At 66.7% G+C, this 13219-nt stretch carries 13 protein-coding genes; 8 read left to right on the forward strand and 5 right to left on the reverse strand.

The features are described 5' to 3' along the window. The first annotated feature begins 58 nt into the window (after positions 1-58). The gene (locus tag QF031_RS00510; protein ID WP_307422635.1) at positions 59-520 is read left to right on the forward strand and encodes an SRPBCC family protein; all 462 of its coding nucleotides are present in this window, start codon (positions 59-61) and stop codon (positions 518-520) included. Between the two features lie 24 nt (positions 521-544). Here QF031_RS00510 and QF031_RS00515 read toward each other — a convergent pair whose 3' ends face one another. Further along, positions 545-2305, reverse strand: coding sequence for a CAP domain-containing protein (locus tag QF031_RS00515; protein ID WP_307422637.1), 1761 nt, complete (start codon positions 2303-2305; stop codon positions 545-547). A gap of 130 nt (positions 2306-2435) precedes the next feature. Between QF031_RS00515 and dcd the strand changes: the two genes are divergently transcribed. Further along, positions 2436-3011 (forward strand): dCTP deaminase, encoded by a 576-nt coding sequence (gene dcd / locus QF031_RS00520; RefSeq protein ID WP_307422640.1) that lies wholly within the window; start codon positions 2436-2438, stop codon positions 3009-3011. Positions 3012-3032: 21 nt separating this feature from the next. Here the strand turns inward: dcd and QF031_RS00525 are convergent, their stop codons facing one another. From QF031_RS00525 to QF031_RS00535, 3 genes are all read right to left on the reverse strand, one after another. Then, entirely contained in the window at positions 3033-4214 is a 1182-nt protein-coding gene (locus tag QF031_RS00525; RefSeq protein WP_307422642.1) for a cation:proton antiporter, read from the reverse strand. Between the two features lie 5 nt (positions 4215-4219). Further along, positions 4220-4702: a cation:proton antiporter regulatory subunit gene (locus tag QF031_RS00530; protein ID WP_307422648.1), complete on the reverse strand. Its 483-nt coding sequence runs from the start codon at positions 4700-4702 to the stop codon at positions 4220-4222. A 66-nt stretch (positions 4703-4768) separates the two neighbouring features. Further along, positions 4769-6172 carry an MFS transporter gene (locus tag QF031_RS00535; RefSeq protein WP_307422651.1) on the reverse strand — a complete coding sequence of 468 codons (1404 nt, stop codon included), beginning with the start codon at positions 6170-6172 and terminating at the stop codon, positions 4769-4771. Between the two features lie 195 nt (positions 6173-6367). Here QF031_RS00535 and QF031_RS00540 point away from each other — a divergent pair, with 195 nt between their 5' ends. The 6 genes from QF031_RS00540 to mnhG are packed head-to-tail and all read left to right on the forward strand — an operon-like array spanning position 6368 to position 12871. Continuing rightward, positions 6368-9442 (forward strand): Na+/H+ antiporter subunit A, encoded by a 3075-nt coding sequence (locus QF031_RS00540; RefSeq protein WP_307422654.1) that lies wholly within the window; start codon positions 6368-6370, stop codon positions 9440-9442. Continuing rightward, complete coding sequence (locus tag QF031_RS00545) at positions 9439-10044, forward strand: Na(+)/H(+) antiporter subunit C (protein ID WP_307422657.1); 606 nt, start codon at positions 9439-9441, stop codon at positions 10042-10044. The genes QF031_RS00540 and QF031_RS00545 overlap by 4 nt, the downstream gene beginning before the upstream one ends. Beyond that, complete coding sequence (locus tag QF031_RS00550) at positions 10041-11660, forward strand: Na+/H+ antiporter subunit D (protein WP_307422659.1); 1620 nt, start codon at positions 10041-10043, stop codon at positions 11658-11660. The genes QF031_RS00545 and QF031_RS00550 overlap by 4 nt, the downstream gene beginning before the upstream one ends. Beyond that, positions 11657-12202, forward strand: a complete 546-nt coding sequence (locus QF031_RS00555) for a Na+/H+ antiporter subunit E (RefSeq protein ID WP_307422661.1) — start codon at positions 11657-11659, stop codon at positions 12200-12202. Before QF031_RS00550 ends, QF031_RS00555 begins: the two co-directional genes overlap by 4 nt. Beyond that, entirely contained in the window at positions 12202-12477 is a 276-nt protein-coding gene (locus tag QF031_RS00560; protein ID WP_307433031.1) for a monovalent cation/H+ antiporter complex subunit F, read from the forward strand. The genes QF031_RS00555 and QF031_RS00560 overlap by 1 nt, the downstream gene beginning before the upstream one ends. Further along, on the forward strand, positions 12467-12871 hold the full coding sequence (gene mnhG / locus QF031_RS00565) for a monovalent cation/H(+) antiporter subunit G (RefSeq protein WP_307422663.1): 405 nt from the start codon (positions 12467-12469) through the stop codon (positions 12869-12871). Before QF031_RS00560 ends, mnhG begins: the two co-directional genes overlap by 11 nt. Before the next feature lie 21 nt (positions 12872-12892). Here mnhG and QF031_RS00570 read toward each other — a convergent pair whose 3' ends face one another. After that, positions 12893-13156: a DUF4235 domain-containing protein gene (locus tag QF031_RS00570; RefSeq protein ID WP_307422666.1), complete on the reverse strand. Its 264-nt coding sequence runs from the start codon at positions 13154-13156 to the stop codon at positions 12893-12895. Positions 13157-13219 lie beyond the last annotated feature (63 nt).

Below are 13219 nucleotides of genomic sequence, written 5' to 3' on the forward strand. Positions count from 1 at the left end.
CCGCGTTTGGGGGAGGCAGCTATTGCGGCAGCCGACGTCAACCACAGGAATTTCTTACATGGCAATCGCAGAGCACGAGGTCCTCATAGAACGCGAGGCCATGGCCGTGTATCAGTACCTCCTTGACGCGACCAACCTTCCCGCCTGGCGTAACGACGTCCGCAGCGTGAAGCTCGTGCAGGGGCCGGCTGATGCCAAAGGCGCGGTGTACCGCAAAATGGTGGCAGGCCGCTCCGGGCTGAGCATCCCGGCGGAGCTGGAGATCACCAATGTGCGGCCAGGGGCAGAAATCGAATTCCACATCGTCTCCGGTCCCGCGATCCGTTGGGGCGGCTACTACCTCAGCAGCGAGGACGCCGGCACCCGGGTGCGGTTTGCCATGGAAGCGAAACGTGAGGGGCGCTTCGGCTTCCTCAGCAGGTTCAGCCTCCTGGACGGGATGCTGCAGCGCCGGGTCAGCGCCGACGTGGCCCAGCTTGACCGCCTGAAGCGCGTCCTGGAACTACAGCCCGCAATCTGACACTGTCCGCCCGGTTCCAATGGCTTACTGCGCCAGCCGCTGGCCCGTCCAGGGTCCGGCAATGTTCGACGGCGACGCGAGACTTCCGGAGCTCAGGTCCCAGTACTGCACGGTGTCATTGGCCCGCCGGAGCGCGACGCCGGTGGAGTTGGGCCCGGTGGCACCCCGCAGTGCGCGGATTCCCGTAACGTCCGTCCATCCGGTTGCGACGGTGGGCCGGGCCTCCGCCCGGACTGCAGCGGTGCCCCACCCGCGGTAGAGCTGCACGGTGCCGTCGGTCTTCAGCGCCAGGATGTCCTGGAAACCGTCGGCGTCGTAGTCCACCATGGAGAGCCGGGACGCGTAAACATTGGTGGCAACGGCGACTCGGTCCGCGATATCGCCGGTGCCCTTGTTGGCATAGAGGTACAGGTTGCCGGCCCCGTCCAGGGCCAGGATCTGGGGCATCCGGTTGTTGGCGCACCAGCCGCCCACGGCCAGGGTCAGGGTGTTCCAGCCGCCCGTTCCGAGGGTGACGGGCGCCTGGAACCCGCCGCTGGGGATGCCCCTGTGCAGTGTCAGGTTGCCGCCGGTCCACTGGGTCAGGACGTCGTACGCGCCGTCCCGGTCCCAGTCGGTGACAAAGACTTCCTTGGCTCCGCCGAAGCCTGATCCGACCACCCTTGCCGGGGCATAGCTGCGGGGCCCTGTGGATGCGCGGTCCAGCAGCTGCCCGGTGGAGTCGACGGAGACGAGGTCGGCCGGGCCGGTGATTGCCGCGGCGGCGAGATCGAGGGTTGGCGGCATGTGCTTGACGGGTGCGTCGCACAGGCTTGGCGGCGGAGCGGGGAATGCGCCGCCGGCCCCGGCGCCGCCGGGGGAGTCGAGAGTGCCTGCGGGCAGGGTGGTGTATCCGAAGAAGTTCACCACACCCCAGATTTGGTAGGTGGAGTTGGTGTAGGAAATCCCTGCGCCCATCACGTTGAAGCGCGGGTCGAGGAGCATGGCGTTGTGGCCCGGCGAGCCCTTCCACCACTCAACCAGCTGGGCGGCATCACGGTCAGTACGGATGGCGATGACCTCGCCGGCGCCGTTGTTGGGATTCAGGGCGCGGGGATCGGTCCAGAAATTCGCGCGGTGTTCAATTACCTCGCGTGAGGCAATGCTGTCCGACCAGTCCTGCGACAAGGTGGCTACCGTGGGGTGGTACTTGACCTTGTTCAGGCCGTTGGCCACGCGGTACTCGTTGATTTTGGTGAACACGGTGAGGACGGCGGCCGCGTTGCTGTCCGGCACCAGTGCCTGGGTGGAGGGAAGCGCAGCGGCGGACTCGGGCGCCGCGAGTTGGGTGGCGGACGGGGAAGCCAGTTCCTGGTCCGGTGCCCACAGCGGAGGGATGGAGGCCGTTTGCGCCGTGGCCTCTGTGGAAGTGGAAGGGGAAGAAGCGGCGGGCGCCGGTGGCGTGGAAGTCTCCGTGGAAGGGGCAACCCCGGCACTGGACGGCGTAGCCGCGGCCGGGGCTGATGCAGCCACTGCGGGAGCGGATGCGGGTGCCGGTACGGGCGTGGCCTCCGTTAGAGGGGAAGCGACGCGGATGTCAGGATCCACGGCAGGAGTGAGTGTCCCCGCTGAACCCCCCTGGGCGGATGCACCGTCACTGCGGATCAAAGGGGTCCCCAGCGAGATGCTGGCCGCTCCGGACGCCTGGCCGAATGGCAGCGGCACCGGCGGCGCAGCAGCGGACGACGAGACCAGTGCCAATGCACAGAGCACGCCAATAAAAGACGGCGCCACAAATTTATTCACAACATCCCCAGCTCTGTTACGCCATCCGGGAGACCATTCCGGCGGCTTTCATTCGCAACATTAGCCCCAGGAGGCCACAGCAACAACGGGAAAGTGCGGCTGTGGATAACCGATACGGTAATTTGGGACGGTGCTGATCTCCGACCGCGACATCCGAGCCGAAATTGATACCCAGCGGATCGTGCTGGAACCGTACGATCCGGCGATGGTCCAGCCGTCGTCCGTGGATGTCCGGATCGATAAGTTCTTCCGGTTGTTCGACAACCACAAGTACGCGCACATCGACCCCGCGCAGGAACAGCCCGAGCTGACCCGGCTGGTGGAAGTGGAGCAGGACGAGGCCTTCATCCTGCATCCGGGGGAGTTCGTCCTGGGTTCCACCTATGAGACCGTGACGCTGCCCGATGACATCGCGGCACGCCTGGAAGGCAAGTCATCGCTGGGCCGGCTGGGCCTGCTGACGCACTCCACCGCCGGCTTCATCGACCCCGGCTTCTCCGGCCACGTCACCCTCGAGCTGTCCAACATGGCAACGCTGCCCATCAAGCTGTGGCCGGGCATGAAGATCGGCCAGCTCTGCTTCTTCCGGCTAAGCTCCGCCGCGGAATACCCGTACGGCCAGGGCGAGTATGGAAACCGGTACCAGGGCCAGCGCGGCCCCACGGCCAGCCGCAGCCACCTGAACTTCCACCGCACCAACATCTAGCACCAGCATCCAGCAGCGCCCCTATAGCTGCGGGGCGACGGCCCGCGGCCGGATGAGCGACTTCGCCAGCGGTTCCACGTAGCGGGCCGCCAGCGGACCCATTACCGCCATCAGCAGCACGTAGGCGGTGGCCAGCGCCGCGAGGTCGTGTGGCACTGCTCCTGAGGCCACGGCCAGGCCCGCGATCACGATGGAGAATTCGCCGCGGGCCACCAGGGCGGCGCCGGCGCGGAAGCGGCCGGGCCGGGCGATCCCGGCCTGCTTTGCCGCCCAGATTCCGGTGATCATCTTGGTTCCTGCCGTGGCTGCCGCCAGGACCAGGGCCCAGCCCAGGACAGGCGGAATGGAGGCGGGGTCCGTGTTGAGCCCGAACGCGACAAAGAAGATGGCAGCAAACAGGTCCCGCAGCGGTTCAAGGATCCGCGTGGCGTTGTGGGCGGTGGCGCCCGAGATAGCGATGCCGAGCATGAACGCGCCCACCGCGGCGGAAACCTGCATGGCGGACGCAGCGCCCGCCACCAGCAGGGCGGCGCCGAGGACGTTGAGCAGGAAGACCTCGGAGTTCTCACTGTGGACGGCCTTGGACACGTGGTGCCCGTGGCGCAGTGCCACCATCAGGACCACGCTGACCACTGCCAGTGCAATCGCCACGGTGGTCAGTCCGCCCAGGAAACTCACTCCGGCCAGGGTGGCCGTGAGGATGGGAAGGTAGACGGCCATGGCCAGGTCCTCGAACACCAGGATGGACAGCACCACGGGTGTTTCGCGGTTGCCAAGCCTGCCCAGGTCGGTGATGACCTTGGCGGCGATTCCCGACGAGGAAATGTAGGTGACGCCGCCCATCACCATGGCGCCCACGCCGCCCCATCCCAGGAGCACGGCAAGCACAGCGCCGGGGAGGAAGTTCAGGACGAGATCAAGGACGCCTGCCTGCCAGGACCTGCGCAGGCCGGTGAAGAGCTCAGCAGCCGTATATTCCAGTCCGAGCATAAGCAGCAGGAGGATGACGCCGATTTCGCCGGAGAGGTGGGCGAATTCGTGCATGCCTTCGAGCTTGATGATGCCGCCGGCACCGAAGGCCAGCCCGCCCAGCAGGTAGAACGGGATGGGCGACATCCCAATCCGTCCGGCCAGCCTGGCCAGGAGGCCGAGGCAGAACACAACGGCCCCCAGTTCAATGAGGGTCTGGGCCAACGGGTCCATGGGAACTAGCCGTGGCGCAGGATATGGGCCGCTGAGTCGAGGCCCTCCTGGGTGCCCACTGCCACCAGCAGGTCACCGGGGTGGAGGACGACGTCGGGCCCGGGCGATGGCAGCACCTCACCCTCGCGCATGATGGCAACGATGGACACGCCGCAGCGGGTGCGGATGCATGCCTTGCCCATGGGCTGGTTCTGGAACGGGGAGTCGGCGGCAATGGAGAACTGCCGGGTGACGATGCCCGGAACGTCCTTGTGCTCCTCCGCGAGCTTCATGGCCAGGTGGGTGCCGCCCAGGAGGTTGCCCAGGGTGGCTGCTTCATCGCTGGTGAGCGGAATCGAGGCCTGGCAGGTATCGGGGTCATCCCAGGTGGAGACGATGAGTTCCGTCTGGCCTTCCCGGAGCTCCACGACGCCGATGCGGCGTCCGGAGGCGGTCATGAAATCCTTCCGGCGGCCCAGGCCGGGAAGGTTTGTTTCATCCACATTCATAGCTCCAGCCTAGTCTGCCTTGCAGCACTTGGCGGGGCCCCAGGAACAGGGCCGGAACGGGGTGTTTCAGCTGGCGGGGACCACGGCGATGGGGGCCTTTTCCGGCGGCTTCACCGGCAGCAGCACCAGGAGCCCCGCGAGAAGGACCACCATAATGCCCAGGATGCCCCAGCGCTGTGCCTGGCCGGCGGGCACCAGCGGGGTAGCCAGGGTGATGCAGAGCGTGAACAAAGCCGGTGCCAGGAAGCTGACGGCCCGGCCGGTGGTGGCATACAGGCCGAAGAGCTCGCCGGACTCCCCGTGCGGCGCCAGCCTGGCAAGGTAGGCGCGGGACGAGGACTGCGCGGGTCCGACGAACAGGCAGAGGAACAGTCCGAACACCCAAAACGTGGTGCTGCCCGCCCATTGCATGCCGAAGAAGGAATAGTTGCCGTTGCCAAGGGCCAGGATTGCGGTCCCGGCAACGAGGAGCCCCACCAGGGAGCCGGTGATGACGGCCTTGGGCCCCACCTTGTCGTCCAGGAATCCGCCGATGACCGCGCCGATAGCCGCCACCACGTTCCCGAAGATGGCGAAGAAGATCACCTGGGACAGGGCAAAGCCGAAGGTGCCGGCAGCGATGATCCCGCCGAAAGTGAAGACGGCGGCCAGCCCGTCCCGGAAGACGGCGCTGGCCAGGAGGAAGTAGATGGTGTGCGGGCTGGTGGCGTAGATGGCCTTGATCCGCCGGAGCAGCAGTCCATAGCTGGCAATGAACCCCAATCGGCTGGCCGGGGAGGACCGGGGCAGCTCAGGCACGGCGAACAGGACAGGAAGGGCGAAGACGAGGAACCACAGGGCGGAGAAGACGGCCACCAGGCGGATGTTCAGGCTGTCCTGGGTGGATGCCCCGAACCAGTCGAAGGCGGGCTGGACGAAGAGCTGCAGGACGATCAGGAGGGCAACAATACCGCCCAGGTAACCGGCGCCCCAGCCGAAGCCACTGACTTTTCCAATGTTCTGCGGGGTGGAAACCTGGGCCAGCATGGCGTTGTAGTTCACGCCGGCGAATTCGAAGAACACATTGCCCAGGGCGATCAGGCATGCCCCGAGGAGCAGGAACTCCGGCCGCGGGAACACGAAGAAGCACAGGGCCGTGAGGATGGCGACGGCGGCCGAGTTCACTCCCAGCCACAGCTTGCGCCGGCCACCCGCATCGGAGCGCTGGCCGGTCACCGGTGCCAGCAGGGCGATGGCGAGCCCGCCCACGGCCAGTGCCGCGCCGAGCACGGCCGATGCGCTGTCCTCCCCGCCGAAGGCAGCCGATGTCAGGTAGACGGTGAAAACGAAGGTGGTCATCACCGCATTGAAGGCCGCGGAACCCCAGTCCCAGGACGCCCAGGCCAGCACGCGGCCCTTGCTGGAGGAAGGGGTTCCGGCTTCGAGTTCCGAGGCCGGCTGCATTGCCCCCGGCGCGCTGGCGCTGTTCATACGATGCATCGTATCCGCCGGTGGCGAACACCCGGCGCAGCACGGGCCCGTGCTGCCGGGGATTCTGCCCGCTGCGGGGCCTCTGCCAGGGGAGGGGAGCGGACCTGCCTTGGTAAACTGGACCCTCCCGAAACTTACTTTTTGCCGCCTGCTCCAACTTTTGACAATCGAATCCCTGACGTTGCGGAGAATACAGTGATCACAGTCCTTGCCGTGCACTTTTCGGTAGCTGTCATCGCGCCCTTCCTCTTCAGGATTTGGGGCCGCAACGCCTTTTACGCGCTGGCTGCCGTTCCGGCGTTCTCCTTCGGCTGGCTGATGTTCCAGCACGGCCCCATCTACGCAGGCCCTGGAACAATCACCGAGTCCTTGGAGTGGATCCCCAGCCTTCATTTGGAACTGGCCTTCCGCATGGATGCGCTGGCCTGGGTGATGTCCCTGCTGGTGCTCGGCGTGGGCTCCCTGGTGCTGGTTTACTGCGCGCGGTATTTCAAGCGGAAGGACCAGGACCTCGGCGCGTTCGGCGCCCAGCTCCTGGCCTTCGCCGGCGCCATGTTCGGCCTGGTCACAGCGGATGACCTCCTGCTGCTGTTTATCTTCTGGGAACTGACCACCATCCTGTCCTACCTGCTGATCGGCTTTGCCAGGACCCGGCTTGCCGCCCGCCGTTCCGCCCTCCAGGCCCTGATGGTCACCACTGCCGGCGGCCTTGCCATGCTGGTGGGCCTGATCATGCTCGGCTACACCGCCGGGACCTACCGCATCTCCGGCATCCTGGACCAGGCCGCCGCCCTGGCGACGGGAACGTCGGGCGCCCTGGTGAGCGCCGCCGTCGTCCTCATCCTGGTGGGCGCCATCACCAAGTCCGCGCTGGTGCCGTTCCACTTCTGGCTGCCCGGCGCCATGGCCGCACCCACTCCGGTCAGTGCCTACCTGCACGCGGCGGCGATGGTTAAGGCCGGCATCTACCTGGTGGCCCGGCTTGCGCCCGGTTTTTCGGAGACGGCGTACTGGCAGCCCGTGGTCCTGGGGCTGGGCCTGGCCACCATGCTGGTGGGCGGCTACCGGGCGCTGCGGCAGACCGACATTAAGCTGATCCTTGCCTACGGCACGGTCAGCCAGCTGGGCTTCCTCACCATGGTGGTGGGCCTGGGAACGCCCGACGCCGCGCTCGCGGGCCTGGCCATGCTGCTGGCGCATGGGCTGTTCAAGGCCACGCTCTTCCTGGTGGTGGGCATCATCGACCACCAGTCCGGAACCCGGGACGTGCGCAAGCTGTCCGGCGTCTTCCAATCCTCACGGGCCCTGGGCATCGTGGCCGGAATCGGTGCCGCGTCGATGGCGGGCGTTCCGCTGCTGGGCGGTTTCGTGGCCAAGGAATCGGTACTGGAAGCCTTCGTGCACCACGCCAAGGAACCGCACTCCGGCCCCTGGGGCGCGGCCGTCCTGGTTGGGGTGGTGCTGGGTTCAATCCTCACGTTTGCGTACAGCGCCCGCTTCATGTGGGGTGCCTTTGCCGTCAAGCCAGGCGTGGATCCCACCCCGTTCAAGGCGGTCCGGCCCTCCTTCCTTGCCGCCCCCGCGATCCTGAGCCTTTTCACCATCGCCTACGGCCTTTGGCCGGTCCCGGCGGACGCCTGGATCCAGCCGTACGCCGCGCTGTTCGCTTCCACAGCGCCCGACGCCGGCACTCCGGTCGAGCAGGCCGGCCACCTTGCGCTGTGGCACGGCGTGACCCCGGCGCTTGGGCTGACGGCGCTTACCTTCGCGCTGGGCGCAGCCATGTACTTTGGCCGCAACGCGGTGGCCCGCGCCCAGTCCCTGGTACCGCCGTGGGTGGACGGCGACCGGGCCTACCAGCGGACCATCGGCGGCCTGGACGACGTCGCAGTCTGGATCACCGGCCGCACCCAGCGCGGTTCGCTGTACTTCTACCTTGCCGTGATCCTCAGCGTGGCCTTCGTGCTGCCGCTCGCGGCCATCCTCCTTGGCGGCAGCCCCATGCCGCAAAACATCTACCTGGTGGATCCCAACTCCCCGCTGCAGATCGTCGCGGGCGCAGGCATCGTGATCGGCGCCCTCGCCGCCGTCAAGGCCAACAAACGCTTCCTTGCAGTCCTGATGGTGTCCGTGACCGGGTACGGCATCGCGCTGGTGTTTGCCCTGCAGGGCGCCCCGGACCTGGCCCTGACCCAGATGCTGGTGGAGACCATCATCCTGGTGGCCTTCGTCCTGGCCATGCGCAGCCTGCCGCCTGAGCTGCGGGACCGCACCGGCGGCAGGTACCGGGTGGTGCGCGTCATCATCGGTGCGGGATTCGGCGTGACCATGGTGTTCGCCGCGATTTTTGCCATGGGCGCCCGCACCGCCATTCCCATATCGCTGCAGTTCCCGCAGCTTGCCTACGAGGGCGGCGGCGGCATGAACGTGGTCAACGTGACCCTGGTGGACATCCGCGCCTGGGACACGTTCGGCGAAATCAGCGTGCTGGCGCTCGCCGCCACCGGCGTGGCCAGCCTCATCTTCGTACGGGGACGCGGCGACCGCCTGCAGGCTTCAGCGTCCGTTGCCGAAGGCACTGTGGGACGCTACCGCGGCGTGGATCCCGGGTCCCGTGACGGGGCAGCGCTGGCCATCAGCCGCAAGTTCGCGGCCTCGGCCCGCGACGCCTGGATTGTGGCCGGGCGGACCCTGGCCCCGGAACGCCGCTCCATCATCTTCGAAGTGATCACCCGCCTGATCTTCCACTCGATGATCATCTTCTCCCTCTACCTGCTTTTGGCAGGCCATAACCTGCCGGGCGGCGGGTTCGCCGGCGGCCTGACGGCAGGCCTGGCATTGACCATCCGCTACCTGGCCGGAGGCCGCTTCGAACTGCGGGAAGCGGCGCCGATCAGTGCCGGCGGGCTGCTGGGTACAGGGCTGGCCCTGGCGGCCATCTCCGGCGTGGCGCCCCTGCTCTTGGGCGGCCAGGTGTTCCAGTCAGCCATCATCCAGGTGTGGCTGCCCGTGTTCGGGGACATCAAGTTCGTCACCTCGACCATCTTCGATATCGGCGTTTACATCGTGGTGGTGGGCCTGGTGCTGGATGTGCTGCGCAGCCTCGGGGCTGAAATTGATGAGCACATGGAGGAACGGTCCGCGGCCGGCGGCCACGAACCGGACCACGACCGGCACGGGCAGGAACCGGACCGCATGGACGCCGGGGACCAGCAGGAACAGGAACCGGACGGGATTCCTGCCGAGACCACCGCGAAGGGCCACGCATGAGCGTCAACCTGACCCTGCTGATCGTCATGGGCGCCCTGTATGCCTGCGGCATCTACCTCATCCTGGAACGCAGCCTCACGCGGGTGCTGCTGGGACTGATGCTCCTGGCCAACGCCACCAACCTGCTGATCCTGGCCACCGGGGGATACGCCGGCCTGGCCCCGCTGTTTGCCAAGGACACGGCCGCACAGGACTACAACGATCCGTTGCCGCAGGCCTTGATCCTTACCTCGATTGTGATTTCCTTCGCCGTCACGGCGTTCATGCTCGGCATCATCTACCGCACGTGGGTCCTGGCCCGCCAGGACGAGATCCAGGACGACCTGGAGGACCGCCGCGTGGCGGCAACCCCCAGCTTCGATGCCGAGGACGACGCCGAAATCCCCGCCGAAACCTCGGAGTTCCCGCTCACCATGCTCGGCACTGATGGCCGGGATGTGTCAAACCACGGGGCTTCCAGCGCGGATGCGGACGGGGAAAGGGACCAGCCGGTGGCCACGCTGGTGGCCGGGGGCCGGGAGATGCCCGCCGAACACGCCGCCGCGGAGGAAAAGCCCGGCTCACTGAACGTTGACTCCAACCCGGAAGGAGGCGGAAAGTGAGCATCGCAAGCCTGGCCCCGCTCGCCGTCGTACTTCCCATCCTCGGCGCCGCCCTCACCTTCCTGCTGATCCGGAACTCCCGGGCCCAGCGTGCGGTGAGCATCGGCCTGCTGTCGCTCACACTGGCGCTTGAATGCCTCCTGCTGGCTTCCGCATGGAATGGCGGCACTGCCGCGGTGAACATCGGCGGCTGGGTGCCGCCGTTCGGCATCGTCATGGTGGTGGACCAGTTCTCGTCGCTGATGCTGGTGGTGTCCTCCGCTGTGAGCCTGGCCGTGCTGGTTTACGCTACCGGGCAGGGCATGGCCGACGGTGATGAGGACGCCCCGGTATCGATCTTCCACCCCACCTACCTGATCCTGGTGGCCGGGGTGTCCAACGCATTCCTGTCGGGGGACCTCTTCAACCTGTACGTCGGCTTTGAGATCCTGCTGACCGCAAGCTACGTGCTGATGACCCTGGGCGGCACCGGGCCGCGCATCAGGGCCGGCGTCACCTACGTGGTGGTGTCCGTGGTGTCCTCCGTGCTGTTCCTGATCGCCATCGCCATGGTCTACGGGGCCACCGGGACGGTCAACATGGCGGACCTGGCCATCAAGCTCGGCGAACTGGACCAGGGCACCAAGACCCTCCTGCACGTGATGCTGCTGGTGGCGTTCGGCATTAAGGCTGCAGTCTTCCCCCTGTCCTTCTGGCTCCCTGACTCCTATCCCACGGCGCCCGCGCCCGTCACCGCGGTGTTCGCCGGCCTGCTCACCAAGGTGGGCGTGTACGCGATGGTGCGGACGGAAACGTTGCTGTTCCCCGGCGACACCCTGAACACGCCCCTGATGGTGGCGGCGCTGCTGACCATGGTGGTGGGCATCCTTGGTGCGCTGGCCCAAAGCGACATCAAGCGTCTCCTCTCGTTCACCCTGGTCAGCCACATTGGCTACATGGTGTTCGGCCTGGCCATGTCCTCCGTTGCGGGACTGGCAGCGGCGGTGTTCTACGTCGCCCACCACATCACCATCCAGACCAGCCTCTTCATGGTGACCGGCCTCATTGAGCGCCGCGGCGGCAGCTCCTCCGTGGACCGCCTGGGCGGTCTGGCCAAGCTGTCGCCCGTGCTGGCGCTGCTGTTCTTCATTCCCGGCATGAACCTGGCCGGCATCCCGCCGTTTTCCGGCTTCCTCGGCAAGGTGGGGCTGCTGCAGGCCGGCGTTGAACTGGGAACGCCGCTGGCGTACGCGCTGGTGATCGGCGGGGTGGTGACCAGCCTCCTGACGCTGCTGGCCATCGCCAGGGTATGGAACCGCGCATTCTGGCGCCGCCCCACCGACGCCGAACATCCTGATCCGGTACTCCTGGCAACTCCCGCGGCGCGGATTTCCGGGCCCGGAGCCAAGATCAACAACACCGTAACGCTCCTGCCGCGCACCATGGTGGGCTCAACGGCCGGACTGGTGGTGCTGGGTATTGCCCTGACGGCTTTCGCCGGGCCACTGTTCGGCCTGTCTGACCGGGCCGCCCGGGACATGCTTGACCGCACACCGTACATCCAGGCGGTCCTGGGTGAGGGCACCCCTGTTCCCGCGGCACCTGCCGTGACAACCTCCGGGGGAGGAGGACGATGAGCCGCAAACGCATCTCCCTACGCCAGGAACTGCCGCTCCTGGTCTGGCTGGTGATTGTCTGGGGCGCCCTGTGGCAGGATTTCAGCCCAGGCAACCTGCTGTTCGGTGCACTGCTGGCCGTGGGCGTCGCCCGGCTCTTCTACCTTCCGCCCGTGGAGCTCAGCGGCCGCTTCAACATCCTCCACGCCGTGCCTTTCGCGCTGATGTTCCTGTGGAAGGTGGTGGTGGCCAGCGGCCAGGTACTCTACCTCGCCACGGTCCGCGGTCCCAGGGTCACCAACGCCGTGGTCGCCGTGCGGCTGCGGAGCCATCAGGACCTGATCGTCACCGCCACGGGGCATGTTATTTCCCTGATCCCGGGGTCGCTGGTGGTGGAGGTGGACCGCTCAACGTCCACCCTTTACCTGCACGCGCTCAACATAACCTCCCAGGAAGACGTGGAGGGCCTGCGGAACGAAGTCCGGTCCATTGAAGCCGGGCTGATCCGCATCATGGGCAGCCGGGAAGAACTTGAAGCCGTCCGGATGGAGGCCGCCGCGTGATGCACATTGTCCTGGCAGTAACAGCAGTCATCTTCTCGCTGGCAGCGGCCGCGGCCGTCATCCGGATTGCCCGCGGCCCCTCGCTGCTGGACCGGGTACTCGCAACTGACGTCCTGCTCGCGATCCTGGGCGGGGCGCTGTGCATCGACATGGCCGTGAACCGGCACCTGAACAACCTGATGCTGGTGGTGGCCATCTCCGTCATCGGCTTCATCGGGTCCGTGACGGTGGCCAGGTTCGTGGCGGACCGGAGGGTGAAGCCCGATGAATCCTGATTTTTCCGGCGCTGACGCCTGGATCGACCTTGTCTCCGCCGTGTTCATGGTGGTGGGGGCACTCATGTCCCTGGGCGCCGCAATCGGCCTGCTCCGCTTTCCGGATCTGCTAAGCCGGATGCACGCGGCCACGAAACCCCAGGTCCTGGGCCTGTTCCTGCTGCTGGCCGCGATTGGGTTGCAGCTGGGGACGTGGTGGGTGTGGCCGGTGCTGGTGGTGGCCTGGATCTTCCAGCTGCTGACGGTGCCGGTGTCCGCCCACATGGTGGGCCGCGCCGGCTACCGCACCAAGCACCTGCACCGGGAACTGCTCACCGCCGATGAACTGGACGCCGTGGTGCAAAAAGCCGCCGCCGAGGCTGCCTTGAGGGACAGCCCCGACGACGGCCGGTAGCGCTAAGGGAAGTTAGGGCAGCTAGACGATGTCCTGCGACTTGGCGAAGCGGGTGATGGCGCGCTGGGTGCCGCGGTTTGCCAGGACCTGGATGATGGCGCTGACCGACGCCGAGATCAGCGCAAACGTCAGGGCAGAGCGCAGGCTCGTGGGGACATCCTCGTGCTTGCCGGTGGGCGCTTTCTGCCCCGTGGTCTTTTCCCAGATGGCGTTGACCAGTTTGGTGCCGGCGAGGCCTGCGCCGAGGCTCACCCCGGTGCCGAGCAGCTTGATGAGAAGGTTCATTCCTATTACTCCTTGCGGGCGGAAAACGGACTGCCTCCAGCCTAGCCGTACACGTGTCCCGGT

Origin of the sequence: Pseudarthrobacter defluvii (assembly GCF_030816725.1) — a bacterium.
Taxonomy (GTDB): Bacteria; Actinomycetota; Actinomycetes; order Actinomycetales; family Micrococcaceae; genus Arthrobacter; species Arthrobacter defluvii_A.

Coding starts and splice junctions, on each gene's coding strand:
- QF031_RS00510 (WP_307422635.1), top strand. CDS start 59: ATGGCAATCGCAGAGCACGAGGTCCTCATAGAACGCGAGGCCATGGCC.
- QF031_RS00525 (WP_307422642.1), bottom strand. CDS start 4,214: ATGGACCCGTTGGCCCAGACCCTCATTGAACTGGGGGCCGTTGTGTTC.
- QF031_RS00530 (WP_307422648.1), bottom strand. CDS start 4,702: ATGAATGTGGATGAAACAAACCTTCCCGGCCTGGGCCGCCGGAAGGAT.
- QF031_RS00535 (WP_307422651.1), bottom strand. CDS start 6,172: ATGAACAGCGCCAGCGCGCCGGGGGCAATGCAGCCGGCCTCGGAACTC.
- QF031_RS00545 (WP_307422657.1), top strand. CDS start 9,439: ATGAGCGTCAACCTGACCCTGCTGATCGTCATGGGCGCCCTGTATGCC.
- QF031_RS00555 (WP_307422661.1), top strand. CDS start 11,657: ATGAGCCGCAAACGCATCTCCCTACGCCAGGAACTGCCGCTCCTGGTC.
- QF031_RS00560 (WP_307433031.1), top strand. CDS start 12,202: ATGCACATTGTCCTGGCAGTAACAGCAGTCATCTTCTCGCTGGCAGCG.
- mnhG (WP_307422663.1), top strand. CDS start 12,467: ATGAATCCTGATTTTTCCGGCGCTGACGCCTGGATCGACCTTGTCTCC.
- QF031_RS00570 (WP_307422666.1), bottom strand. CDS start 13,156: ATGAACCTTCTCATCAAGCTGCTCGGCACCGGGGTGAGCCTCGGCGCA.